This window comes from Azospirillum sp. B4 (genome assembly GCF_000333275.1).
Lineage (GTDB): Bacteria > Pseudomonadota > Alphaproteobacteria > Azospirillales > Azospirillaceae > Nitrospirillum.
This window is the reverse complement of the sequence record NZ_BACU01000452.1, coordinates 1-25,946: the sequence shown is the minus strand read 5'-3', so window position 1 is coordinate 25,946 and position 25,946 is coordinate 1. Positions and strand designations below refer to the sequence as shown.

Annotated in this window: 20 protein-coding genes; 9 read left to right on the top strand and 11 right to left on the bottom strand. The window is 65.1% G+C overall.

Features of this window, described 5'->3' with window-relative positions; translation table 11 throughout:
- Positions 1 to 56 precede the first annotated feature (56 nt).
- Complete coding sequence (locus I55_RS19625) at positions 57 to 1,652, top strand: glycosyltransferase family 39 protein (RefSeq protein WP_044562271.1); 1,596 nt, start codon at positions 57 to 59, stop codon at positions 1,650 to 1,652.
- A 60-nt stretch (positions 1,653 to 1,712) separates the two neighbouring features.
- Here I55_RS19625 and I55_RS19620 read toward each other — a convergent pair whose 3' ends face one another.
- From I55_RS19620 to I55_RS19600, 5 genes are all read right to left on the bottom strand, one after another.
- Positions 1,713 to 3,155 carry a M20/M25/M40 family metallo-hydrolase gene (locus I55_RS19620; RefSeq protein WP_044562270.1) on the bottom strand — a complete coding sequence of 481 codons (1,443 nt, stop codon included), beginning with the start codon at positions 3,153 to 3,155 and terminating at the stop codon, positions 1,713 to 1,715.
- 75 nt (positions 3,156 to 3,230) lie between these two features.
- Complete coding sequence (locus I55_RS19615) at positions 3,231 to 4,352, bottom strand: phosphatidylinositol-specific phospholipase C1-like protein (protein WP_044562269.1); 1,122 nt, start codon at positions 4,350 to 4,352, stop codon at positions 3,231 to 3,233.
- A gap of 85 nt (positions 4,353 to 4,437) precedes the next feature.
- Entirely contained in the window at positions 4,438 to 6,687 is a 2,250-nt protein-coding gene (locus tag I55_RS19610; protein WP_044562268.1) for a GH92 family glycosyl hydrolase, read from the bottom strand.
- Between the two features lie 41 nt (positions 6,688 to 6,728).
- On the bottom strand, positions 6,729 to 8,921 hold the full coding sequence (locus I55_RS19605) for a TonB-dependent receptor (protein ID WP_044562267.1): 2,193 nt from the start codon (positions 8,919 to 8,921) through the stop codon (positions 6,729 to 6,731).
- A 440-nt stretch (positions 8,922 to 9,361) separates the two neighbouring features.
- On the bottom strand, positions 9,362 to 10,051 hold the full coding sequence (locus I55_RS19600; protein WP_044562266.1) for a TetR/AcrR family transcriptional regulator: 690 nt from the start codon (positions 10,049 to 10,051) through the stop codon (positions 9,362 to 9,364).
- 334 nt (positions 10,052 to 10,385) lie between these two features.
- On the opposite strand from I55_RS19600, the gene I55_RS19595 reads away from it, so the two are divergent.
- On the top strand, positions 10,386 to 12,227 hold the full coding sequence (locus tag I55_RS19595; RefSeq protein ID WP_044562265.1) for a DUF885 family protein: 1,842 nt from the start codon (positions 10,386 to 10,388) through the stop codon (positions 12,225 to 12,227).
- Between the two features lie 184 nt (positions 12,228 to 12,411).
- Positions 12,412 to 13,809 carry a hypothetical protein gene (locus tag I55_RS36135; protein WP_148293847.1) on the top strand — a complete coding sequence of 466 codons (1,398 nt, stop codon included), beginning with the start codon at positions 12,412 to 12,414 and terminating at the stop codon, positions 13,807 to 13,809.
- A gap of 5 nt (positions 13,810 to 13,814) precedes the next feature.
- Here I55_RS36135 and I55_RS19585 read toward each other — a convergent pair whose 3' ends face one another.
- From I55_RS19585 to I55_RS19570, 4 genes are read right to left on the bottom strand one after another with little or no spacing between them, the layout of a single operon-like run.
- Complete coding sequence (locus tag I55_RS19585) at positions 13,815 to 14,234, bottom strand: VOC family protein (protein ID WP_044562263.1); 420 nt, start codon at positions 14,232 to 14,234, stop codon at positions 13,815 to 13,817.
- Positions 14,235 to 14,290: 56 nt separating this feature from the next.
- Positions 14,291 to 15,739 carry an efflux transporter outer membrane subunit gene (locus I55_RS19580; RefSeq protein WP_044562262.1) on the bottom strand — a complete coding sequence of 483 codons (1,449 nt, stop codon included), beginning with the start codon at positions 15,737 to 15,739 and terminating at the stop codon, positions 14,291 to 14,293.
- Positions 15,739 to 18,885: an efflux RND transporter permease subunit gene (locus I55_RS19575; protein WP_044562261.1), complete on the bottom strand. Its 3,147-nt coding sequence runs from the start codon at positions 18,883 to 18,885 to the stop codon at positions 15,739 to 15,741. Before I55_RS19575 ends, I55_RS19580 begins: the two co-directional genes overlap by 1 nt.
- Positions 18,886 to 18,900: 15 nt before the next feature.
- Positions 18,901 to 20,082: an efflux RND transporter periplasmic adaptor subunit gene (locus I55_RS19570; RefSeq protein WP_049974299.1), complete on the bottom strand. Its 1,182-nt coding sequence runs from the start codon at positions 20,080 to 20,082 to the stop codon at positions 18,901 to 18,903.
- A 227-nt stretch (positions 20,083 to 20,309) separates the two neighbouring features.
- Here I55_RS19570 and I55_RS19565 point away from each other — a divergent pair, with 227 nt between their 5' ends.
- Positions 20,310 to 21,035 carry a TetR/AcrR family transcriptional regulator gene (locus I55_RS19565; RefSeq protein ID WP_083901260.1) on the top strand — a complete coding sequence of 242 codons (726 nt, stop codon included), beginning with the start codon at positions 20,310 to 20,312 and terminating at the stop codon, positions 21,033 to 21,035.
- Between the two features lie 65 nt (positions 21,036 to 21,100).
- Here I55_RS19565 and I55_RS19560 read toward each other — a convergent pair whose 3' ends face one another.
- On the bottom strand, positions 21,101 to 21,382 hold the full coding sequence (locus I55_RS19560; RefSeq protein ID WP_044562260.1) for a hypothetical protein: 282 nt from the start codon (positions 21,380 to 21,382) through the stop codon (positions 21,101 to 21,103).
- Positions 21,383 to 21,688: 306 nt separating this feature from the next.
- Here I55_RS19560 and I55_RS19555 point away from each other — a divergent pair, with 306 nt between their 5' ends.
- Positions 21,689 to 22,255, top strand: a complete 567-nt coding sequence (locus tag I55_RS19555) for a TetR/AcrR family transcriptional regulator (RefSeq protein ID WP_083901259.1) — start codon at positions 21,689 to 21,691, stop codon at positions 22,253 to 22,255.
- Between the two features lie 51 nt (positions 22,256 to 22,306).
- On the opposite strand, the gene I55_RS19550 is transcribed toward I55_RS19555, so the two are convergent.
- On the bottom strand, positions 22,307 to 23,158 hold the full coding sequence (locus I55_RS19550) for an SDR family oxidoreductase (RefSeq protein WP_044562259.1): 852 nt from the start codon (positions 23,156 to 23,158) through the stop codon (positions 22,307 to 22,309).
- A 98-nt stretch (positions 23,159 to 23,256) separates the two neighbouring features.
- Between I55_RS19550 and I55_RS19545 the strand changes: the two genes are divergently transcribed.
- From I55_RS19545 to I55_RS19530, 4 genes are all read left to right on the top strand, one after another.
- Entirely contained in the window at positions 23,257 to 24,177 is a 921-nt protein-coding gene (locus I55_RS19545; protein WP_199902653.1) for a LysR family transcriptional regulator, read from the top strand.
- A 75-nt stretch (positions 24,178 to 24,252) separates the two neighbouring features.
- Positions 24,253 to 24,837 (top strand): 3'-5' exonuclease, encoded by a 585-nt coding sequence (locus I55_RS19540; RefSeq protein ID WP_049974296.1) that lies wholly within the window; start codon positions 24,253 to 24,255, stop codon positions 24,835 to 24,837.
- 154 nt (positions 24,838 to 24,991) lie between these two features.
- Complete coding sequence (locus I55_RS19535; RefSeq protein ID WP_199902652.1) at positions 24,992 to 25,345, top strand: cytochrome c5 family protein; 354 nt, start codon at positions 24,992 to 24,994, stop codon at positions 25,343 to 25,345.
- A gap of 26 nt (positions 25,346 to 25,371) precedes the next feature.
- Positions 25,372 to 25,908 carry an FAD-binding protein gene (locus I55_RS19530; protein WP_049974295.1) on the top strand — a complete coding sequence of 179 codons (537 nt, stop codon included), beginning with the start codon at positions 25,372 to 25,374 and terminating at the stop codon, positions 25,906 to 25,908.
- Positions 25,909 to 25,946: the final 38 nt, after the last annotated feature.

Below are 25,946 nucleotides of genomic sequence, written 5' to 3'. Positions count from 1 at the left end.
TATTTTTGGCCTGCTTGTGCCGGGTGCTTTGTATCGATATGGACTGGAGCTGTTGCATGACTCAATTCAGGGCCGTTACGCAATCCGAAAATGGCGCGAATGCCCAGGGATTTTTCATCGATATTTTCCTATTCTCTATTTTGATTGCTGGAATTCTGTTCTGGTATCTTCCGTTCTCATTTGTGCCAGTGACGGGAGATGACATTGTCAATTTAAGTCTTTTTGAAACCCACCAGATGTATTCTGACTGGCGGCAGATTCTTTTCGGGTCGCCTTTTGCGAAATATCGACCAGTGTTTGGTGCTATATTCTATGTATTTGCCAGTATTTTCGGGCGGGATTTCCAGAGTTATCTTCTCCTGAATGTCGCCATTCAGCTACTGACAACGTTCCTGGTCGCATCCATTATATTTTACGTATCGCGGTCACGTCTGCAGGCGTGGTGCGCGGCTGTCTGCTTCGCTTTTGCCCGATTTGCATATTACCAAATGTGGCAAGGTATTGGCGGCATGCTGGAGGGCTTGGCGCTTTTCATGCTGCTGTCGTCGCTTCTGCTTTTCATGATGGCGATCCAGCGCAGGTCTGAAGGCCAATTCGCAGCGGCCGCCCTTGTGCTGGGCCTGTGTACCTTTACCCATGAGCGATATATTGTTTGTTTTTTCCCAGCCATTCTTCTGCTTGCTACATATGGGGATAGTGATTTCCTGCCCGTTCGGGGCCGGCTACGCCTCATCGCGCTTTATGCCGTGATCGCCATCTCCAATCCCTTGTTGAAGACCTTTGTGGCGAAATCCCAATTCTTTGTCGGGACGGGAGGCAAGTTCATTGAGTTCAATGCGCCGCAGATTATCCACTTCTTCCTAAGCGCCGTCGCCAACACCTTGGGAATCAATGTCGGTGATAGTTATCTTAGTAGCGAGGATTTCGTCCTAGCGCCTTTGCCAATCAAGATTTTGAGTGGCGCGATCTGCGTTGTCACAGTGGGCGTCATTGTGTTGGGCCTGATCCGTTCAATGGACTTCAGGAAAATAGGAAGTATTTTCATCGATAAGAATATTGCCTTGGTGTCAATTGTCGCTTTCTTCTGTCTTGCCATGACGGCATCTATTACTTTTAGGCAGGAATATAGATGGATTTATTCGCCTTATATATTTTTAATCGTCTTAATTTTTTCAATAATATCAAAATTTCTTCCGAGAAAACCGGGTGCTCTTATCTCGATTTTACTTGTTTCTTTGAGCATTCCCCACGATTTATATTATCGCATACGCAACTATCACAACCTTTACTTTATGGCGTGGATGCAGCCGTTGCCCACAAGTTTCGAGATGGTGCAGGAAATCCAGCGTACAGTATTGAACTATGGACCGAAGGAGGTCTATGTCGGCCAAGCTTTCAATGCCCAGGCCAGCGGTGACAACGGTGTGTGGCTGGCGGTCACAGGGGACCCTGTCTGCGGCGCCGTCTATATTGATGACACGAAAGTGCCCGCGCGGTGCGTGCCGGACGGCGCGGGCGGTGGGTCGGTGTCCTTCGCCATGCCGAAGAAGTACACCGAGACGCCGAGCCAGCACGTCATAACCTTCGTCGACCAGTTCGGACGTGCCTGGGCGCCGGTCGTCTTCAAGGTCAATCCAGCCCCCACGCCATGAATGGCAGAGGAGAGTGGATGAGCCGGCGATGGCCGGCTCATTTCATAGGTTGTCGGGTTTTTAACCCGCGTACTTCTTGACCACGCCGTACAGGAACTCCCGACCTTCAAAGAGCGAGCGGACGCGGATGCGTTCGTTCAGGCCGTGGACGCCGCTGCCGTCGGGATCACGGAACATGCCGCTGAGGCCGTAGGTGGCGATGCCGGCGGCGTTCAGGAAACGGCCATCGGTGGCGCCGGTGGACTGGGTGGGGACCACCGGCACGCCGGGCCACATCTTAGCCGCCACTTCCTTCACCGGGTCCAGCACCGTGGGGGTCAGGGCCGGCGGCGGTGACACCGGGCTGGGCTCACCCACCGCTGTCACCTTGATGGCCGGGTCGTCCAGCACCTTGATCAGGGTCTGGCGCACGTCCTCCAGCGGCTGGCCCGGCAGGATGCGACAATTGACGTTGGCCTGGGCATGCTGGGGCAGGGCGTTGGGCGCGTGGCCGGCGTTCGCCATGGTGGCGACGCAGGTGGTGCGCAGCGTGCTGTTCCACCCGGCATCCTGGCTGATGCGCGTGATCGCCGCCGGATCCGGGTTGTCCTTGGTGATGGCCAGCATGTCGGCGCCGATGGCGCCGCCGATCACCGGCGCCATGGCGGTGAAGTAGGCCTTGGTCACCGGGTTCAGCGCCACCGGGAAATCGAAGGCCGCCAGCCGGTTCAGGCCGGCCGCCAAGTGATAGATGGCGTTGTCCTTGGATGGCCGGGAGCTGTGGCCGCCGGGGTTGGTCGTCTCCAGCGTGAAGTCCTGGTAGACCTTCTCCCCCGCCTGGATCTCCAGCGCCAGGTAGTTGCCGTCCTTGTCCAGGCGGCCGCCGGCGCCCTCGTTCAGGGCGAATTCCGCCTCCACCGCGTCGCGGTTGTGGGCCAGCAGGTAGGCGACGCCGTCGAAGGTGTCCGACGTCTCCTCGCCGCAGGTCAGCGCCAGCTTGATGGTGCGCTTGGGCCGGAAGCCTTCCTGGCGCAGGCGGATCAGCAGGTCGGCGAACACGGCGGCCATGGCCTTGTCGTCGCTGCTGCCGCGCCCGTAGAAATAGCCGTTCTCCTCCACCAGGGTGAAGGGATCACGCTCCCAATCCTCGCGCTTGGCCTCCACCACGTCGATGTGGGCCAGCAGCAGCAGGGGCTTGGCCGACGTGTCGGTGCCCGGCAGCACCGCCGCTAGCGCGCCGTCCTTGGGCCGGCCTTCCGGCACCAGCACGCGCACGTCGCTCTTCTTCAGGCCGATGGCCGTCAGCTTGGCGGCGATGTTCTGCGCCGCCGCCGTGCAGCTGCCGGACGACAGGGTGGTGTTGGTCTGCACCAGCTGCTGGTACAGGTTGCGGAAGGCCACCCAGTCCGGGCGGGTCAGGTCGACCTTGATGCCTTCGGTCTTGGCGCCGCCCGCGAGCGCCGTGCTTGCCGTGGCCAGCGCTGTGCCCAGGGCCAGCGCCGCCGCCAGTGTCGTCTTCTTCATCAGCCTGCCGCTTCCATGCTTATTGTTGGCGGCAAAGAATAGATATCGGTTTCAGGCCCCTGGCAAGCGCCCTCCCTACCGGTCCAGACGCGCCGACACACAGCCCGGGCCGGCCGTCACCGGGTTGCAGCGGGCGGCCAGACCGTCCGGCAGCGCCACGACGAAGCCGCTGGCCGCTGGTTCGGACGCCGGATAGTCGGTGCTGACGATCTGTGCCCCGCTGATCAGCGCCATTTCGCGCCGGCGGGTGTCGTTGGCCCGGGCCTCCTTGGTGTCGGCATCCGACCGGGTGCGCACCAGATAGCCCTGGCGCACCAGGGCGGCGATGGCGTTGGCCGGGCCGTCGTTCATCTCGATGAAGGCGGCGTCGTCGGTTCCGGCCTCGGCGTTGGTGAAGGCGACGCGGCCCTTCAGGCTGGGATGGCCGTCCAGGTAGCGGGCGGTGATCTTCTTCTGGTCCAGCAGGAAGACGACCTTGCCCCGCGCCGCTTCCAGGCTGGGCCAGCCGTGTTCGCGCACGGCGGCGTTCAGGGTGGCGGCCGTGCCCCGCACCTGGTCGGGGGTGATGATCTCGTCCGCCTTGAACACCGACAGGATCTCAGCGTCCAGGGCGTCCAGGCTGGCGGGGGTCAGCGCCTCCGGCGTCACGGTGGGGAAGGGCAGGGAGGACAGCGCCTCCTCCTTCGTCTCCAGCAGGATGAAGACGGGGACATGGCCCGGGTGGGCCTGCGACCAGGCGCGGATTTCCGCCAGGCACCGGGTGAAGGGCTGGCAAGTGCTGCGGTAGTCCAGGTCCTGGACGTGCATGACCTTGAAGCCCGGCCTGTCCATGACATGGTCAGGGTCGAAGGGCGGGTCAGCCGGCAGCCCCGCCTGCGCCACCAACCCCGGGCCAGCGGGATGGGCGTACAGGCCGCCCCGGCTGTCGGCATAGACGTCCAACTCCACCTGGCGCACGCCGGCCGACAGCTGCGCCGTCAGCGGCTGGTGGCGATAATCCAGGGCCGCGTACTGTTCCGGATGAGTCTTCTTCCACAGTACCGATTCCTGGGGGGCGATGCCGGCGTGATAGCTGTTGTGGGTGCCGATGACCTGGATCTGGTTCATCGCCACCACGGTCTCAGGCGCTTGGTGGGTGCAGGCGGCAAGGCCCAGGGCGGCGGTGCCGGCCAGCAGCAGGGAACGGGGGAAAGGCATGGGGGGCGTCTTCCTGGAATAGGGTCGGCGAAGGCTTAACCGCGAAAGGTTTCAGGTCCGTGACGGCCGGGGGGGGGGGGCGGCATCAGGGCTGTGACGGGCTGACGCACAGCATCGGCCGGTCGGCGTTCGTGTCGGACAGCGACGGCGGCGGCGTGCCGGTGCCCCAGCGCGTGGGCTCCGGCCCCATGGTCAATTCCAGCACGCCGCCGTCCTTGATCTGGCCATGGCGGAACCAGTTGGTTTCCAAGGGCTGGCCGTTCAGGGTGGCGGACTGGACGTAGCGGTTGAACCGTTCCGCATCCACATTGTGGGCGATGATCCGGAAGTGCTTGCCGTTGCCCAGGTCCAGGTCGGCCTCGGGAAAGCTGGGGGTGCTGATCAGGTAGATGTCCTGCCCCGCGTTGGGGAAGAAGCCCAGCATCTGGAAGATCAGCCAGCTGGACATGGCGCCGGAGTCGTCGTTGCCGGGGATGCCGCCGTGGGTGCCCAGGAACTCCCGCTCCAGGGCGTAGACGGTCATGTCGGCGGTGCGGTCCGGCCGGCCGATCCAATTGTAATAGAGGGGCAGCAGGAAGCCCGGCTCGTTCGACATGTCGAAATGCCGCTTCAGGAACAGGGTATCCAGCCGCCGCAGAAAGCCGGGCTTGCCACCGGACAGGGCCACCAGTCTGGCCACGTCATGCGGCGCGAACAGGGAATAGGTCCACTCATCCGCCTCATAGAAGAAGTCGGGCCAGGTGCCGCGCTTCAGGGTGTTGGGCTCCGCCCAGCCGCCATCGGGGTTCTTGGGCCGCAGGAAGCCCTTCACCCCTTCCTTGGTCAGGCTCGGATCCCACAGATTGGCCCAATTGCCGGAGCGCTGGGCGTACAGCGTCGCCTCCTCCGTATGGCCCAGGCCGCAGGCGAGCGTGGCGATGGCGAAGTCGTCGTAGGCGTACTCCACGGTGCGCGAGCCGGAGCGCTCGTTGGCCAGGCTGAGATAGCCCTTGGCATTGTATTCCATCAGGCCGCCGCGGCCCCATTTGCGCGGATCCGGGGGCGGGACCTCGGCATCCTTGCGCATGCCGGCATAGGCGGTCTTGTAGTCGATGCCGGTCAGGCCCTTCACATAGGCGTCGGCGATGACCACCTCGGCGTTGCTGCCGCCCTGGGTGCGGCCGGTGTCGTTGCCGCTGCGCCCGTCGGGCAGGTAGCCCTCATGCCGGTAGATGTCGATCAAGGAGCGCACCAGGTCGCGCTGCCGCTCCGGCGCGATCAGGGTGAACAGGGGGCCGGAGGTGCGGAAGGTGTCCCACAGGGTGTAATAGTCATCATAGTAGGGCTCGGCCGATGTCCAGCCGGGGTTCTCGCCCGTGCGGTCCGATGGCATCAGCATGGTGTGGTAGAGGGCGGTGTACAGTTGGCGACGCTGGTCGTCGCTGGCGCCCTGTACGGTGATGGGTGACAGCGCCCTGTCCCAGGTGGCGGTGGCCTGGGCGCGGATGGCGTCGAAGTCCCAGCCGGGCGCCTCCTTCTCCACGGTGCGGCGGGCCTGGGTGGCGCTGATGAAGGACAGGCCCACCTTGACCTGCACCACCATGCCCGGTTGGGCGTTGAAGTCGAAGCTGGCGCCGATGGGTTGGTCGCTCTCCACCTTGGCGGTGGCATCCGGGGACAGGGTGGCGCCCGTCCAGGTGCGCACCGTCGTGGCGGGGTGGTCGACCTCCATATGGAAATAGACCTTGTACTCCCCGCCCTCATTCCAGCCGCCGGTGTAGCGGCCCACCCCCTCGATCACGGTGGGCGAGACGACCTTGATCTCGGCCCCCAGGAACTTCTGCGATTCCGATCCCGGCCCCTTGCCCAGGATGGCCGCCAGGTTGACGGTGACGTGGGCATCGCCGCTGGCCAGGAAGGTGTAGCGGTGCAGGCCCACGCGCGGGGTGGCCGTCAGTTCCGCCCGCGTCTGGTAGCGGGTCAGGGTGGCGGCGTAGTAGCCGACCTTGGCCACCTCATCCACCCGCACCGACTTGATGTCGGCGGGGGTGACGTCGCCGGTGACGGGGGCCACCAGGATGTTGCCGTACTTGCCGGCGGCCCCGCTCAGGTGCAGGTGGCTGAAGCCCAGCACCCGCCCCGTGCCGGCATAGCCGGAGCCGATGCGCCAGCCGTCGAAGGTCTCCATATCCGGACCAACCTTGACCATGCCGAAGGGCAGGGCGGCACCCACGAACACCTCCCCACCCCAATCGATGCCGAGATAGGGATAGACGGCGTCGCTGGGGCTTGCCGCCCGGGCGGGGGTGGACAGGGTCAGCAGGACGGTGGAGGCCAGCAGGATTTTCTTCAACATCGGCGCATCGCTCCGGCTAGAGACAAGAGACGGTCGGTTGGTCAGAAGCCGACGGTGACGGTGCCCATGTAGTTGCGGCCCGGCAGGTAGTAGAAGGTGGGGTTGGTCAGGTTGCCGCTGCCCTCGGTGGCCGTGCGGTTGTTGAACAGGTTGTTGATCATGAAGCTGACCTTCAGCCGGTCGCCCATCTTGTAGCCCACCACCACGTCGCTGAACTGATAGTCGGGCAGCTTGACGTTGGGGTTGTTGTCGGCGCGCTGGCCGGTGCCGGCGTAGCGGGTGCCGACATACTTGGTCAGGAAGGATCCGAACCATTCGTCCTTGTCGTACATCAGGCCGTAGGCCAGCGTGCTGCTGGGGGCGTTGGCGATCTGCAGGCCGGTGGCCTTGACCGCGGCGCTGTTCAGGCTGCCGTTGGCGGTGACGGCCAGGCCGTCGATCAGGGTGTAGGTCACCTCCGCCTCGATGCCCTTGTAGATGACGCCGCCCTGGTTGAAGTACACGGTGGTGTTGGCGATGCCGTTCACCGTCTCCAGGTCGCTGCTGACCTTGTTGCGGAAGTTGATGTAATAGCCGTCGAGGTCGGCCACCAGCCGGTCGGTCTTGTAGACGATGCCGGTCTGGTAGTTGATGGTCTGCTGCGGGCTGACGCGGTTGGCGCTGGACCCGGTGCTTTCCAGCACGCTGACCTGCGGCGCCTGGAAGCCCATGGCCCATTGGCCATACACCGCGATCTGGTCGTTGACGCGATAGTTGATCATGGTGGAGCCCAGGTCGGCGCTGTAATCCCCCCGGTTGTTGTGGGCGGCGAAGTTCAGCGTGCCCTGGAAGGTGCGCGAGAAATCGATGTGCTTGAAGCCGGGGATGATGGTCAGGTCGGGCAGCGGGTGCCATTCCAGCTCCACGAAGGGCTGGGTCGTGTCGCTTTCGGTGACGTAGTTGTTGATGACGCTGCCATATTTCTTATAGGGCGTCAGGGCGCTGATGGCCCCGGTGGCCAGGTTGTAGGATTGTTGGAACTGGGTGTCGCGGGCATGCTCCGCCCAGACACCGGCCCGGATCGTGGTGGCGAGGAAGCCCTCACCCACGTCCTTTTCCAGCTTGGCGATGTCACCCCACGCCCGGTAGTAGCCCTGGTTATGGACCCCGGGCACGCCGGTGGACAGCAGGGCTGCGTTGGGGGTGGCGCCGGTCTGGTCGGCACCGGCGATGGCCTTGTCATCCAGGGCGTAGGTGTAGGCCTTGTTATCGAGGCGCAGGACGCCCAGGTCGCTTTGCACCCCGACATATTCGAAGTCCGCCTTGCGGTGGTCGACGTTGTAGTCCTTGAACTGCTGCGAGTTCGGATCATCGGTGAGGTTGGCGAACGACTTACCGTACTTGGCCGTGGCCGCCCGCGTCTGCTGGGTGAAGTTGTTCCAGGTCAGGTCGCTGTAATCGGCGAACAGGGTGACGGTGGTGCTGGCGCCCACCGGCTGCTGCACCTTGACCAGGGCGTTGTCGCGGTTCAGGCCGGCATAGTCCAGCAACCCGTCCGACTGGGTGTGGTCATAGTCCAGCAGGACGCGGGTGCCCTGGGTGTCGGCGATGGCGCCGGTGTTCACGGCGCCGTTGCCTTCAAAGCCGCCGCCGCTGCCGAAGCCCACCATGGCCTTGCCGCCGAAGGTCTCCGCCGGGGTGGCGGAGGACAGGGCCATGGTGCCGCCGAAGGTGGCGTTGCCCACCGTGCTGGCGGTGCCGGGGCCGCGGTCCACCACCACATGGTCCAGGGTGGGGGCCGGGAAGAAGGAGGTGGTGGCATGGCCGAAGGCGTTGGGGTCGCCGAAGGGGATGCCGTCGAAGGTGACGTTGTACTCACCGTCCTGGAAGCCGCGCACCGTGGCGTTCTTGCTGGACAGGCCCATGCCGTTGGGGCTGGAACTGCTGGCGCTGGGCGCGAACTGGGCGATGGCCAGATAATCGGATATAGGCGAGGCCACGTCCTGGATGAAATGGCTGTTCAGCAGGGACTGCGGCTGCACCGCCGACAGCGAGGCCTGGCCGATCGCCAGGCCGGCGGCCGTGCCCCGCTCCCGGTCCGCGCTGATCACCACCTCGGGCGTGGCGGCGTCAGCGCTGGCGGCGGTATCGGGCGTATCGGCGACGGTGACGTCGGCGGCGTGGGCGAACGACAGGGTGATCGCGGGGACGGCCAGTGCGAGGGCCGACGCGCTGAGCATAAGCAGGCGGCGCATAAGGGGGCTCCATCAGGTCAAGAGGGGCCATTCACCCATCCGACAGGAAATGGGCGTGGCCGATTCTGGTTGGGACGACGCCGAGCCCCAGGGCTCAGCGTGTCCTTGCAATAAGAAGGAAAATTGAAAAATTAAAATGACACCAAAGCATCACCCTCCTGAAAGAAGAGGGGGCCATAAAAAGGCATGATTTGCTTTGGTATGCGCCCATACGATGGGCGCATACGCCAATCACAGGCAGGCGAATGCCAGCCGGACCCAAATCTACCTATGGATGTTATACGTTTATTCGAGAGCAATCGCTTTCGGTAGCGAAGACTACCGTATGGTTATTGCGAATTTATGTCGATGTTGCTTAATTTATTGGAACAAGAAAGGCGTGTTCTGCCTATGGCGGAACGCCACCAAAGCGTTCCCCGGGTTCCTGCTGGGCGACCGCGTTAGCCTGCGGCGGCCAGCGCCGCCTCGCGCTCGGCGAACTTGGCGAAGTAGCGGACCACCATGTCCGCTATCTCGCGATTGATCAGGTCGTCGTCCAGGCCGGGCTCGTCGAACACCATTTCCGTGGCGCTGTACATGACCTCAACCGTCAGGCGGGTCGCCAGGCGCAGTTCGGCCTCGCTGGTGTTGGGATAGTGGCTACGGACCTCTTGAAAGGACCGCTCGGCCACGAAGTTATGGGACTGCAGGCGCACCTGTTGCAAAGCCGGGACGGCGCGCAAGGCCCGCAAAATCCAAATCCCCCCGGGAAAGTCCCGCGTCGTGCTGTTGATGATTTCCTGGATTTGGCGCAGGCGGTCGGCCTGCTGCTCCGGCGTGTCGCGCGTGGGCACGGGATGGCTGGCTTTCACCCAGGCCAGATAGGTGTCGTTCATCTGCCCCATCAGGCGAACGCCCAATTCCTTCAGCACCGCGTACTTGTTGGGGAAATAACGGTATAGTGCCGGTGGCGTCAGGCCGGCGCGGGCACAGATCAGGTTGGTCGAAAGCCGCTCAATCCCCACCTCACCCAAAAGGGTGGCGGTGACGGCCAGGATGGTTTCCAATGTATCGATGGACCGCTTCTGGATCGGGGTCTGCTTTTTGCTTAGATCCGGGGTGGGCGCCACGTCGATATCGCGGGACGGCATTGCTTTTCCTAGCATGCGGCGTAGAGCGCCTGATTTTAACTGGGGATTCGGGGGTTGCTGATGCCGCACTCTAGGCGGCGGCGGAAGCACATTCAAGCCCCGTCCCCCCACCGGCGCGCGGGTTCATTTTAGCGGGGCATCTACCCGATTCGGTGGAGTGCCTGATGGCGTTCCCGAGCCGGTGGTGGTGATTGCGCGGCATTTGAACAATTTATAATGGATACATGCCCCCGCCCGGCCGTCAAAACGGGAGGGTGCATGTTTGATGGCAAGCCCCGACTTTCACCCATCAAAAATTTGCGCATACTCTGCCCCAAACAGGTGGGAGAGCTTCATGTTCAATCGTCGCCATTTCCTGGCCGGCAGTTCCGCCGTGGCCCTGTCCGCCGCCATGCCCGCGTGGACGCCCGCCATGGCGCAGACGTCCACGCCGGCCACCGGTGCCGGCGCCTCGCTGACCGCGTTGCTGGAGACCTTCTTCCAGGAAGATCTGCGGCGCCGCCCTGAGGCCGCCACCAGCCTGGGCCTGGACGTCGGCGATCTGGCGGGCCTGCGCAGCCGCCTGGGTGACCGCTCGGCCGCCGGCCTGGCCGTGGAGCGCGAGGCCGCCGCCAGCCAGATGCGCCGCCTGGCCGGCATCGACCGCCGGGCCCTGGGCGGCATCGACGCGGTGAACTACGACTGTGTCGCCTACGTCCTGTCCAACCGGCTGGAAACCTACAAGCGCTTCGATTTCGGCCGGCCGGGGGAGCGTTCCCCCTACGCCATCAGCCAGCTGACCGGCTGCTATCAGTCCACCCCGACCTTCCTGGACACCAAGCACCCCATCAACACCAAGGACGATGCCGAGGCCTATCTGGCGCGGCTGGAGGCTTTCGCCACCGCCCTGGACCAGGATACCGAACGCCTGGACCATGACCGGGGCGCCGGCGTGGTGGCGCCCGATTTCCTGCTGGACACGACGCTGACCCAGCTGCGCGCCCTGCGCGTCGATGCTGGCACGTCGGACCTCGTGTCCTCCGTCGCTAGGCGGGCCAAGGCCAAGGGCATCGACGGCGACTGGGCCGCCCGCGCCGCCGGCATCTACACCGCCAAGGTGGCGCCGGCGCTGGACCGCCAGATCGCGGCGGTGGAAACGGCGCGCAAACAGGCGACGCATGACGCCGGCGTCTGGCACGTCAAGGACGGCGACGCCTGGTATGTTGACGGCTTGCGCGCCAACACCACCACCAACCTGTCCCCGGATGAGGTGCACAAGATCGGCCTGGACCAGGGCCGGGAGATCACCGCCCGCCTGGACGCGGTGCTGAAGGCCCAGGGCCTGAGCAAGGGCACGGTGGGCGAACGCATCAAGGCCCTGTACCAGGACCCGGCCTCCTTCTACCCGAAGACGGAGGAGGGCAAGGCCCAGCTGATCGCCGACCTGGGCGTGCGCCTGGCCGACGTGGTCAGCCACCTGCCGGCCTACTTCTCCACGCTGCCCAAGGCCAAGGCGGAGGTGAAGCCGGTGCCGCCGCAGATCGACGCCGGCGCGCCGCTGGCCTACTACCAGTCGCCGTCGCTGGACGGGAAGCGGCCGGCCACCATCTACTTCAACCTGCACGACACCGGCGAGTGGCCCAAATGGGCGCTGCCCTCCACCCTGTACCATGAGGGCATCCCCGGCCATCACCTGCAGGTGGCCCTGGCGCAGGAAACGGCGGGCATCCCCCGCTACCGCTCCAACATGTTCTTCTCCGGCTATGGCGAGGGCTGGGCGCTCTATGCCGAGCAACTGGCCGATGAGATGGGCATGTACGAGAAAGAACCCATGGGCCGCATCGGCTATCTGAAGTTCCTGCTGTTCCGTGCCGGCCGTTGCGTCATCGACACCGGCATGCACCACAAGAGGTGGAGCCGGGAACAGGCGGTGAAGTACATGGTGGACCTGACCGGCGACACCGAAAGCGCCATGACGCGCGAGACCGACCGCTATTGCGCTTGGCCAGGCCAGGCCTGCAGCTACAAGATCGGCCACACCATCTGGGTGCGCCTGCGCGACCAGGCGAAAAAGGAACTGGGGCCGAAATTCGACATCCGTGAGTTCCACCATGCCGGCCTGTCGTCCGGCAGCATGCCCTTGGACGTGCTGTCCCTGGTGATCCAGGACTACATCACGGCGCGCAAGACGATGTAGGGTTGAAGATGGAGCGTTCGTTTCAGGCGCAGGAGATGCAAGCGAAATAATATTTCGCGGTATCGGTAATTATCAATCTATAGATGTATAAGTGTTGGTGTAAGCCAAATTAGGCGATATTTTTCTCGCATATTCTACGTAAGATAGCACATAATGCCGTATGTCCTGTGAATTGGAGGGCGCAATGAGCAGTGTGCGTATTGCTGGAGCAATGATGGCGCTGACGCTGGTCGGGGCTTGCGCAACTCCTCAGAAAGAAAGGCCTCTAATGGAGTTTAAGGCACGGGAGGCGTTACCTGATGGCGTCTCCTTGCTTCCGCCGTCGGTGACGGCTACTCCGCCAGCTGTTTCTCCGCCTGCGAAGGGCAGTCTTGCGCCAGAGTCTAGAGCGGCAGCGGAAAGGCCCGTGAAAGTAAAGGACGACGATGGGGGCAATAAATTCTTTAATGTTACTCCTTTTACGAAGCTATATTCGCCTTCTTCAGATAATTATTCGTCGATATTTTCAAACTCTTACACGAGATTGATGGTTGATGGAAGTACATCTGAATCGATGGAGGGTGATTCGGAATCAGTCAACATGAAATATGAAACGAGGGGGGCGGTGGAGAGATTTTTCTTTGGAGAGCATTACAGTGTCAATTTTTCTGGCAAGATATCCATCGGAACCTACAATATCACAGTCCCACTTGTCGTAATAGACCACCGAAGCGACCGGAATGGAGAGGCATTTTCGCGGACAATATATCAAAATTTGGAGAACTACCCATTTTTTCTTGTAAAAGAAAATGGATCAAATTCGATCGTTTCCACTCAGTTCTTTTTGAAGGCAAATAATGAACCATCGTCTGAGGTTGCTGGGAAGACTTTGGATATCGTACGTAACGCGACCCGCACTTTGGTTCCCAATGCGGGAGTTATAACAGAACTTACAAAGCAGTCAAGCCAAGACACAGCAAATACGCTTGATCAGACAATAAGTAAATTATTTACAGTTAGTTTGGCAGAAGAACCTGCGACGGATATTAATATTGAGAGTATGGCGCCTGGCGGTAAGGGTTTGACTGTTGAATTGAAACTACCCATAAACGAGGGGGACTGGGAAGGGTCGCAAATGATCTTGGTGGGTAGATGGACGCTGAAGTTTGCGCCGCCGCGGCCGTCAATATTCTCCAATGTCGAGGTGTGCGCGGCTGAGGCGGGCTCCCGATGCGGTGGCGTGAATTTTAGGGCTGCGGCACAGGCAGCCCAGGCGCAAGCGCAGGCGGATGATGTCTTGTCATTTCAACTCTTCTCCGGAAGTCAGAATATTGGCACCGTCGCCAGTTACCTGAAGCAGCGAGACTGGTACACCGCCACCCTCACGTCGGTTTCTCCGGCCGCCGCTGATGCTTCCATTGACGGTGCCGTCCGGCAATTCTGTAGAAGCATAAAGTCGACGATCACGGATCTTGGTCTGAACGCTGTCGACGCTGGAATCGTCGCGGTCTCCGTGGCTAAGGGTATGATTCTACCTGACAAGCTCATTCAGTCCATGAGTTCCGACCGCCTTAAAAGCGATTGTGGTTTCCATTATTACTAGTATCGCTATTCCTTCATCGCCCAGGGATCGTAGCTGCCCACGTGCCACAGGTGCCCCTCCGGATCGCGGCAGCTGAAGCCGCGGCCGCCATAGGGCTTATCCTCGATGTCGGAGACGATGACGGCGCCGGCGGCCTTGGCGCGGCCGCACACGGCGTCGGGGTCGGGCACCACCAGGTTGATGCTCTGGGTGCAGTAGCCACCGACCTCGTCCGGCATGCGCACCAGATCGCCGTAAAAGGTGCCCCGCTCCGGCAAGGTGCCGATCATGATCATGCCGGTGCCCAGCGTCAGCTCGGCATGCAGGATGGTGTCGCCCGGGCCGGGATAAACCGCGTGCCGCTCGAAGCCGAAGGTCTCCGCCAGCCAGTCGATGGCGGCTCGGGCGTGGCGATAGCTGACGGAAACGGTGACGGTGGGGCACATAGGGTGCTTCCTCCTGCGGGCGTTTGAGGCCGCGCAGGAGGATAACACCTGGTTGTTCAGTTGGCTTCCGTCACCGGCGCGGTTTCCGAGCCGCCCAGCACCTTGAACAGGGTGACCCGGTTTTCCAGCAGGGACAGCTGCACGGAAATGCGGTTCTGCTGGGCGCTGTACAGGCTGCGCTGCGCGTCCAGCAGGGTCAGGAAACTGTCGATGCCACGGTCGTAGCGCTTGGTCGACAGGTCGTAGGTCAGCTGGGTGGACTTCACCAGTGAGGTCTGGGCCGCCAACTGGCGGTCCAGCGTGCCACGCGCGGCCAGGGCGTCCGCCACCTCGCGGAAGGCGGTCTGCACCGCCTTCTCGTAGTTGGCGACGTCGATGTCGCGGTCGGCCTTGGCGATGTCCAGGTTGGCCTGGTTCTTCCCGTTGTCGAAGATGGGCAGGCTGACGCTGGGGCCGAAGCTCCAGGAACTGCTGCCTGCGGCGAACAGGTCGGTCAGGCCGGCGCTGGCGGTGCCGTAGCTGCCGGTCAGCGTGATCTGGGGGAAGAAGGCCGCCCGGGCGGCGCCGATGTTGGCGTTGGCCGCCTTCAGCGTGTGCTCCGCCTCGCGGATGTCCGGCCGGCGCAGCACCAGATCGGACGGCAGGCCGGCAGGCAGGTCGCCCAGCACGTCCTGGTCGTCCAGGCTGGTGCCCTCGATCTCCGCGTCGGTCAGGGGCGCCCCGACCAGCAGTTCCAGGGCGTTGCGGTCCTGCGCCACCAGGCGGGTGTATTGCTCCAGGTTGGCGCGGGCGGTATCGACGGACGTCTGCGACTGCGCCAGGTCCAGGGCGGAGCTGCTGCCCCGGTCGAACATGCGCTGGGTGCGGTCCAGCGTCGCCTGCTGGGCCTTCAGCGTGTCCTGGGTCAGGGCCAGCAACTGGCGGTCCGACACCAGGGTCAGGTAGGCGTTCGCCACCTCCGCGATCAGGGACAGGCGGGTGGTGGCGGTGGCCTCCGCCGTCGCCAGGTACTGTTCCAGCGCCTGTTGCGACAAGCTGTGGACCCGGCCGAACAGGTCCAGCTCGTACGAGGTCACGCTGACCTGCGCCTGGCTGCTGTTGGCCGTGACCGGCCGCCCGGTGAGGCTTTGCGAGGCCGGGGTGCGCGAGCGGGTGGTGCTGCCACCGGCGTTCAGCGTCGGCAGGGTGGCCGCGTCCTGCACCCGGTAGGTCGCCCGCGCCACCTCGATGTTCAGCAAGGCCACGCGCAGGTCGCGGCTGTTCTCCAGCGACTTGGCGATCAGGGCCTGCAGCCGGGGGCCGCGGAACACGGCCTTCCAGCTGTCGGGACCCTGAAGGGGTGAGGGCTTGCCGGGCGCATCCGCCGGTTCATACGCCTGGCCGGTGGGCCAGGCGTTGGGGACGGGACTTTGCGGCCGGGTGTAGTCCGGCGCCAGGGAACAAGCTGTCGTCAAAAGCAGGGCGGTGATGGCCGCGATGCGTTTGGGGGTCGGGAACACGGTCATCACGGATGTCCTGCGGTGTCGTTGCCCGGGGTGGCAGCGGGGGGGCGCTTGCCGAACCGCCGGAGGACCGAGACGAAGAAGACGGGGACGAAGAAGATGGCGAGGAAGGTGGCCGACAGCATGCCGCCCATCACGCCCACGCCGATGGCGTTCTGCCCGCCGGAGCCGGCGCCGTTGGCCACGGCCAGCGGCAGCACGCCCAGGATGAAGGCGAAGGACGTCATCAGGATGGGACGCAGGCGCTGCTTGGCGGCGGTGACCACGGAAGTGATCAGGTCGTGTCCGGCCTCATACTGTTCCTTGGCGAACTCCACGATCAGGATGGCGTTCTTGGCGGACAGGCCGATGGTGGTCAGCAGGCCGACCTGGAAGTAGACGTCGTTGTCCAGGCCGCGCAGCGAGGCGGCGGCCACCGCGCCGATGACGCCCAGCGGCACCACCAGCATGACCGACACCGGGATGGACCAGCTTTCATACAGGGCCGCCAGGCAGAGGAAGACGATGGCCAGCGAGATGGCGTAGAGGGCGGGGGCCTGCGAGCCCGACAGCCGTTCCTCATACGACAGGCCGGTCCATTCGTACCCGATGCCCGGGGGCAGCTTGGCCGCCAGCTTTTCCATTTCCGCCATTGCTTCGCCGGTGCTGTGGCCGGGGGCCGGCACGCCCTGGATGTCACGCGACGACACGCCGTTGTAGCGCTCCAGCTGGGGTGAGCCGTACTGCCAATAGGCCGTGGTGAAGGAGGAGAACGGCACCATCTGGTTGCTGGATCCCCGCACGTACCACCGGCTGATGTCGCTGGGCAGCATGCGGAAGGGGGCGTCCGCCTGGGCGTAGACCTTCTTCACGCGGCCCTTGTCGAGGAAATCGTTGACGTAGGACGACCCCCAGGAGGTGGACAGGATGCTGTTGATGTCGGACAGCGACAGCCCCAGGGCCGTGGCCTTGGTCTGGTCGACCTTCACCCGCAGCTCCGGAACGTCCTCCAGGCCGTTGGGGTGGACCTGCATCAGCACGGGGCTCTGCGCCGCCATGCCCAGCAGCTGGTTGCGCGCGGCCATCAGCTTTTCATGGCCCAGGCCGGCCCGGTCCACCAGTTCGAAGTCGAAGCCGGAGGCGTTGCCCAGCTCGATCACCGCCGGCGGCAGGATGGTGTAGATGGACGCGTCACGGTAGGCCATCAGCTTCATCATCGCCCGCTGGGCGATGGCGCCGGCCTTCTGATCGGGCCGGGACCGTTGCGACCAGTCGCGCAGGTTGACGAAGGCGAAGGCGGAATTCTGGCCACGGCCGGCGAAGTTGAAGCCCACCACCGTGAACAGGCCGCTGACGTTGTCCTTCTCGTCGACCAGGAAGTGCTTTTCCATGGCCTTGGCCGCTTCCAGCGTGCGCTCGGCGGTGGCGCCGGGCGGCGTGGCGGCCTGCACGAACAGGAAGCCCTGGTCCTCATCCGGCAGGAAGCCGCTGGGGATGCGCATGAACAGGAAAACCATGCCCGCGACGATGACGCCATAGACCAGCAGATAGCGCAGCGTCCGGCGGCTGACATGGCCCACGGCGTTGCCATAGCCGTTGGACAGGCGGTTGAAGCCGCGGTTGAACCAGCCGAAGGCGCCGGTTTCCACGGCACCGCTGCCATGGTGGGCGGCGGGCTTCAGCAAGGTGGCGCACAAGGCCGGGGTCAGGACCAGGGCCACCAGCACCGACAGGGCCATGGCCGACACGATGGTCAGCGAGAACTGGCGGTAGATGGCGCCGGTGGAGCCGGAGAAGAAGGCCATGGGCACGAACACGGCGGACAGCACCAGGGCGATGCCGATCAGGGCGCCTGTGATCTGCCCCATGGATTTGCGCGTGGCCTCACGGGGGGACAGGCCCTCCTCCGCCATCACGCGCTCCACGTTCTCCACCACCACGATGGCATCGTCGACCAGCAGGCCGATGGCCAGCACCATGGCGAACATGGTCAGGGTGTTGATGGTGAAGCCGAAGACCGACAGCACGCCGAAGGTGCCCAGCAGCACCACCGGGACGGCGATGGTGGGGATCAGCGTGGCCCGCCAGCTTTGCAGGAACACGAACATGACGATGAAGACCAGGACGATGGCTTCCAGCAGGGTTTCGACCACGTCATGGATGGACAGGCGCACGAACGGCGTCGTGTCGTAGGGGTAGGCGACCTCCAACCCCTCGGGGAACAGGGGGCGCAGTTCGTCGATCTTGGCCTTGATGGCCTTTTCCACCTGCAGCGCGTTGGCGCCGGTGGTCAGCTTGATGGCCAGGCCGGCACCCGGGTGGCCGTTGTAGCGCGCCTGGGTTTCGTAGTTGTTGCTGCCCAGCTCCACCCGCGCCACGTCCTTGAGCAGGACCTTGGACCCGTCTTGGTTCACGCGCAGGATGATGTCGGCGAACTGCTCCGGCGTTTCCAGCCGGGTCTGGGCGATGATGGTGGCGTTCAGCTGCTGTCCCTTGACGGAGGGCAGGCCGCCGACCTGGCCGGCCGACACGGCCTTGTTCTGCACGCCGATGGCGGTGGTCACGTCCGCCGCCGTCATCTGCACGGCCGCCAGCTTGTTCGGGTCCAGCCAGACGCGCATGGCGTGCTGCGGCCCGAACAGGGTGATGTCGCCCACGCCGTCCAGGCGGCTGATGGGATCCTGAAGATTGGACGCGACGAAGTCGCCGACGTCGGTGTCGTTCAACTGCCCGGTGGGGGAGTAGAAGGCCAGCACCATCAGGAAGTTCTTGGCCGACTTGCTGACCTGCACGCCCTGTTGCTGCACTTCGGTGGGCAGCAGCGGTGTGGCCAGCTGCAGCTTGTTCTGCACCTGTACCTGGGCGATGTCGGGGTCGGCCTCGGCGTTGAAGGTCAGGGTGATGGTGACATTGCCCGAGCTGTCGCTGGTGGAGCTCATGTAGCGAAGATGATCGATGCCGTTCATCTTCTGCTCGATCACCTGGGTGACCGTGTCCTCCAGCGTCTTGGACGAGGCGCCGGGATAGCTGGCGGTGATGGCCACCGACGGCGGGGCGATGCGGGGGAACTGCTCGATGGGCAGGGTGTTGATGGCCAGCGCGCCCGCCATCATGATGACGATGGCGATGACCCAGGCGAACACGGGCCTGTCGATGAAGAATTTTGACATGGGGTGGGCCCTGCCTTACAGCGGCTGCGGGGTGGCGGAGGCGGCCGCCTGGGGCTTCACCTCATCCGGCTTCACCTCGGCGCCGGGACGCAGGCGCTGAACGCCTTCCACCACGACGCGGTCACCGGCGTTCAGGCCGCCGGTCACCACCCACTTGTCGCCCTGGGCCTGGGTGGTGGTGACGGGCCGGACGGTCGCCTTGTTGTCCTGGCCCACCACCCAGACGGTGGTGCCGCCATCGGCGCCGCGCACCACCGCCTGTTGGGGTACCAGCATGGCGCCCTCGCGCACGCCTTCCTCCACCCGCGCCCGCACGAAGAGGCCGGGCAGCAGTTCCGCCCTGGGGTTGGGCACGGTGGCGCGCAGGGTGACCATGCCCGTGGTCTGGTCCACGGTCACGTCCGCGAATTGCAGACGGCCAGGCTCACCATAAGGTTGGTTGCCCAGGCCGTCGATCAGCAGGCTGATGGGGGCGTCGCCCGCCGTGGCGCCCTTCACATGGCCGGCGGCGATTTCCTGGCGCAGCCGCAGCAGGTCGACGCTGGACTGGGTGACGTCGACATACATCGGGTCCAGCTGTTGCACCGTGGCCATCGCCGTGGTCTGGTCGCTGGTGACCAGCGCGCCCTCGGTGACGCTGGAACGGCCGATACGGCCGGAGATGGGGGCGTAAACCCGGGTGTAGTCCAGGTTGATCTGGGCGGTCTTGACCTGGGCGCGGGCGGCGTCCACCGCCGCCTGGTCGGTCGCCAGGCTGGCGGTGATATCGTCATAGTCCTGCTTGGACACGGCGTTGACCGTGACCAGGTCGGCGTAGCGCTCCGCCTTGGCCTTGACCGACTTCACGGTCGCTTCCGCCTGGGCCAGGCTGGCCTTGGCACTGGCCAGCGCCGCCTCATAGGGGGCGGGGTCGATCTGGTACAGCTGCTGGCCGGCCTTGACGTCGCCGCCCTCGGTGAACAGCCGCTTCAGGATGACGCCGCTGACCTGGGGGCGCACTTCCGCCACGCGAAAGGCCGAGGTGCGGCCGGTCAACTCGGTGGACAGGGTCACCGGCTGCGGTTGCATGGTGACGACGCCCACCGACATGGGGCCTGGCGCGGGCGGCGCCTGCTTCTTCTCGCCGCATCCGGCAAGCGCGACCGCCGCCACCGTCAGCGTCACCACCAGGGCCACTTTAGGAACATGGAACGTCATCAATGCCTCTTCGACGAAAGTCCGCCCCAACCCGCCTTGTCCGGATGTCGGCGGAAACGCGCCTCGATCAGGAACAAACCGGAAGTGGTAAGGGAACGGGAAAAGAGATAGGCAAGGGTGCATCCTACGGAAGCCCTGACCTTGCCGAATGGGTGTTACGTACTGTATTATACAGTACAGTCCTGTGATGCCCGTCACCGGACCATTGATTAAGCTATGAAATTAAGATGACCAGCCCCTCACACCGCGGCGCACCAGTTGCCGACTATCCTTCCGAGACCGCCTCAACCCCTGGCGCGGCCCCTCCGTCTCAACCGGCTCCGCCCCCGCTGGACGCACCCAAGCTGGGCCGGCGGGCGGAGGCGCGCCGCACCGCCATGCTGGACGCGGCCCTGAAGGTCTTCATGGAAAAGGGATTCGAACGCGCGACCCTGGGTGACATCGTGGCCCTGTCCGGCGGTTCCCGCGCCACGCTGTACGACCTGTTCGGCGGCAAGGAAGGGCTGTTCCTGGCGGTGCTCGAGGTGGTGACCATCCACATCGGTCAGTTGATGAACGACATCGCCGAAAGCTGCGGCCCGCCGGAAGAGGTGCTGCTGCAATTCGGCACTTCGCTGTTGGAGGCGCTGGTCCAGCCCGACGTCATGGCCATGAACCGCATCCTGGTGGCCGAGGGGCGCTTGTTCCCCGACCAGTTGGAGGGCTTTTTCCGCACCGGTCCCGACCAGTCGCGCGAGAAGGTCGCCGACTATCTGCGGCGGGCCGCCGGCCAGGGGCTTATTGTCGTGGATGACCCGGGCACCGCCGCCCGCATTTTCTTTGGCATGGTCACGGCCGGGTATTCGTTCGAAGGCCAGATCAACCCGGCCCGCCTGGGCGATACCGCGTATCGCCGCGTCTATGTTGAACAGGTGGTGCGCCTGTTCCTGAACGGCCTGCGCCCCCGTAAATGAGCCCTCGTGCGGCGGACCCCTCACAAGGTGGCGCCCAGTCCCGTTCGACGATGGCGGACTGACGCTCAGTGACGGCGGCGCTCCGCCGCGTGGCCCAGCTGAATGAACAGGACGGCCAGGGCGGCGCCGGCGGCGGCGAAGGGCGCGCCGATGAACCACACCATCAGGAAGGTGTACTGCGAGACGCCCAGCAGCAGCAGGATGACGGCCAGCAGGACGATGGCGGCCAGGGCCGCGATGGCCATGGACCAGCTGACGATGGAAAGGCAAGCGACCGTTGGGTCGCTGGTGTCCACGCTGATGCTCTCCCCATCTTCATGGGGGGCGTTGTCGGTGACGCTCGTCATAGCGCATCCCGTCTGTCTCTGCTCCCGTCGCCAAAGAGTAACATTCCGATGCGGGGAATCCAGTACCCTGCCGGCCTATCCATACGGATGGACCAGCCGCCCGGAATGAGGCCGCCCACGATCCGCGATGGCGTTCCGTGGCGGGACGCTGTAGTCATGGGGCGCAGTAGGCGCCGCGCCGCTTTCCGGCCATCGGCGCTTCCCCGTTCAACCCCATCGCCATTGCCTTAGCCCGTGACTGTCGCCGACACCGCCGCCGCCCCAGGAAGCGCACCCATCCTCCCCGCCACCGCCCGAGCCGCCGCCATGCGTCTAAGGCTGATGCAGGCCGGCGCCGAATTGCTGGGCGAGGTGGGGATAGAACGCATATCCACCAACCAGGTCGCCAGCCGTGCCGGGGTGACGCCGCCCATCTTCTACCGCCATTTCAAGGACAAGTACGATCTGCTGGCTGCCCTCGGCGGCGCCCTGATGGAGTCGCAGAACGACATCCTCTATGAATGGCTGGAGCGTAGCGCGCCCGCCGGCTTCGATGAGCTGATGCAGAACCACTACCAGTTCCTGCTGTCCACCATCGAGGCCACGGCCGCCGTGCCGGGGGCGGTATGGATCATGCGGGCGCTGCGCGCCGTGCCCTCGATGACCGCGATCCGCCTGGCTTCGCACGAGGCGGTGACGGAGCGCATCTGCCGGGCCCTGATGCCGCTGGTGCCGGAGATGGACCCGGCCGAATTGCGGCTGCGCACCCGCATCGCGGTGGACGCGGGCTACGCCGCCGTTGAAATGGCGCTGGACGACCCCAGCATGTCGCCGGAGGCCGTGTGTCATGCGCTGACCCAGATGTGGATGGGCGGCCTGCGCCACCGTGGTTGACCGGCCGGGCCGCTCGGTTTCGCCCACCATGCGACGGAGGCCACCCGGCCCTTAGCGTGGCATGAATTGGCCGCGCATCAGGGCCATGTATCGCTCCTCCGAGGTTTCGCGGCGGGCGGCCACCAACGGCTTGATGTCCTGCGTGGCGACATAGCGCAGCTGGTCCGTGCCGTCTGTGGCGGCGGTGAAGATGGTTTCCGCCACCTCCTGCGCGGTGGAACCGGCGCGGGCGGCGCGCAGGCCGGTGAACGTCTCCTGTACCGCGGCGACGAAGGGGCGGTAGTCGGCCAGGTCGGTCGCCGTCGCCGCCTCCGCTTCGCTACGCTCCCCGAAACGGGTGCTGGTGACACCGCCGGGCTCGACGATCTTCACCGTCACGCCGACGCTGGCGAGCTCATAGGACAACGCTTCGGAAAAGCCTTCCAGCGCGAACTTGCTGGCGCAGTAGAGCGATATCATGGGCAGGGTGAAGATTCCGGCGCCAGAGCTGACGTTGATGACCACGCCTGTTTGGCGCTGGCGGAAATGGGGCAGCAGGGCCCGGGTGACGTCCATCACGCCGAAGACGTTGACCGCGAACTGCTCCATCACCTTGGGCCGAGGGGTCGCCTCGAACACGCCGAACAGGCCGAAGCCGGCGTTGTTCACCAGCACGTCGATGGCGCCGAAGCGGGTGATGCCGGCGGCGATGGCGGCGTCGATGCTGGCCGGATCCAGCACGTCCAGGCGGGTGACCAGGATGTTCTCCCGGGCTGGCAGCCGGTGGGTATCGGGCGTGCGCATGGTGGCGACGACGTTCCAGCCGCGATCGGCGAACAGGCGCGCCGTGGCCTCGCCAAAGCCGGAGGAACAGCCGGTGATGAGGACGGTCTTGCCTGGAATGCTTTGGGATGGGGCTGACATCGGAAGTCTCCTTGGTGTGTCGAGACCGGGATGTAAGCCGCCGTCATTGATGCGATAATCCGCTCAATACCGCATGACGTGATGAAAGGTTTCGGACAGTGGCGGAATCGCCGGCCAACCTGGCCTTGAACGAGCTGACCGCCCTGGCGGCGGTGGCCGACCATCGCAGCTTCCGCGCGGCGGCCACGGCGCTGGGCGTCTCCCCCTCCTCGCTCAGCCACCGGGTGGCGGCGATGGAGCGGCAGCTGGGCGTGCGCCTGTTCAACCGCACCACCCGCAGCGTCGCCCTGACCGAGGCGGGGGAGCAGTTCCTGGCCAGGGTGCGCCCGGCCTTGCGGGAAATCGCCGACGCGGTGGAAACGGTGAACCGCTTCCGCGACACCCCTGCGGGCCTGCTGCGCCTAAACACGTCGGAGGGCGGGGCGGAGCGGGTGCTGCCCCTGGTGCTGGACTTCATGGCCCGCTATCCCGACATGCGCGTGGACCTGGTGACGGAAGGGCGCATGGTCGACATCGTCGCGGCGGGCTTCGACGCTGGCTTCCGCACCCTGGAGGCGGTGCCGGAGGACATGGTGGCGATCGCCCTGGGGGTGGAGGAGGGTTGGGGCGTCGTCGCCACCCCCGCCTATCTCCAGGCCCGTGGCATCCCCCGGTCGCCGGCTGACCTGCTGTCCCACGATTGTGTCCGCGCCCGCTTGCCCAGCGGCACCCTCTATCGCTGGGAGTTCGCGCGGGGCGGGGAGGAAACGCGCCTGGACGTCCCCGGCCGTCTGATCGTGGGCAACCATGATCTGGCCCTGCGGGCCGCCCGCGCCGACGCCGGCCTTGCCTACGTCAACCTGCGCGCCGTGGCGGCGGACCTGGCCGCGGGCCGTTTGACGCGCGTCCTGGCCGACTGGATCCCATCCTCCCCCGGCATGGCGCTGTATTACCCCAGCCAGCGCCTGCCATCGGCCGGCCTCAGGGCCTTCATCGACCATACCAAGGCCTGGCGGGCGGCCGGGCGCGGGTATGACTGATTTCCTTTCGGGGGCCATGGCCTGTATAGGGGAAGACCGGGTTCAGCCGGGCGTCATGGGATTTGGGACGGAAACGTGGGCAAGCTTCCTGCCGGCCGCTGGGTGGCCATGGATATCGAGATGACCGGCTTCCGGCCGGTGGACGGGCGCAGCGTAATCGAGGTTACGGCCGTCGCCATCTCCCCCTCCGGCACCGGCGGGCATGTGCGCGAGGCGTGCAGCTGGCGCATCAACCCGGCGTGTCCGCTGAACCCCATCGCCATCGGCGTGCACGGCGTCCGGCCCCAGGATATCGCCGACTGCCCCAGCTTCGCCGAGGTGGCGGGCGAGATCCTGGCCTTCATCGGCGCCGATCCGCTGGTGTTCCACGGCGCCGCCGGGGACATCGCCGTGCTGAACCAGGAACTGGCCGCGGCCGGCCTGCCGCCCCTGTCCAACCCGGTCGTCTGCACCGAGAAACTGGCCCGCCGCCGCTGGCCGGATGAACGCTCCCGCCTGCCGCTGGTGGCGGAGCGCTTGGGCTGCGCCGTCTGGACCCGGCACAAGCGGCGGCGTCACCCGGACGGCAGCGTCAGCGTGACCGGTGACTACCGGCACAAGTCCCGGGCGGATGCCGAGATGACGGCGGATATCTGGCTGGCGCTGGGTGGGGCCGGCTGAACGCGCCACCCTCCGCGAAATCCCTTGCCCTTGGCAGCCCCTTTAGCTATCACTAACACATAGTTAGTGATGACTAACGCCGTATTCGCGAAGACGGACGGCGACGGGGAGTTTCATGGGTCTGGCACGCGGAAAATTTCCGAAACGGGGGCGCTTGCCCACGCTGATCCTGCTGGCGGCGCTGGCCGGCCTGTCGGCCTGCGACAAGGCGCCCGAGGCGCCGCCGCCGGCCGAGGTCCTGGCGGCGCGGCGGCCGGGGGACGGGCGCTTGGCCGGCCTGTATGAGGCCAGCTGCAAGGCCTGCCACGCCAATCCGGACGCCGGCGCCCCACTGGTGGGATTCGCCACCGCGTGGAAGCCGCGCTGGGCCAAGGGGCCGGACACGCTGCTTAAACACACGCTGGCGGGTTTCAACGGCATGCCGGCGGGTGGCCAGTGCTTCTCCTGCACCGCTGACGACTACCAGGCGCTGATCCGCTTCATGGCGGGTCAGGACAAACCGAGCTGAACGACAAGGGGGAACCGGACCCAACCATGCTGACACGGCGTACCCTGTTCCTGTTGATGGGCGGCACGGCGCTGGCCGCCGGCGGCGTCGCGGCATCCCGCGTGGGTGTGCAGCCGGAGCCGCCGGCCCCGCCCGCCACCGATGCCGGCGGCCACCTGTTGTGGCGCAACTGGTCGGGCATCCAGACGGCCTATCCCGCCAGCCGCGCCGCCCCGGCGGACGAGGGTGAACTGGCCGATCTGGTGCGCAAGGCCCCGGGGCCCATCCGTGCCGTCGGGGCGGGCCATTCCTTCATGCCCCTGGTGCCGACGCCCGGCACGCTGGTCACGCTGGATCGCATGGCGGGGCTGGACGGCCATGACGCCGACGCGCTGACGGCCAGCGTGCGCGCCGGCACCCGGCTGGCCGACCTGGGCCCCGCCCTGTCCGCCATCGGCCAGGAAATGCCCAACCTGCCCGACATCAACAAGCAGTCGCTGGCGGGCGCCCTGTCCACCGCCACCCATGGCACCGGGGTGGACTTCAAGGCGCTGCACGGCAACGTGCTAAGGTCCGCCTGGTGACGGCGGACGGCCAGGTGCTGGACTGGACGCCCCCGAAC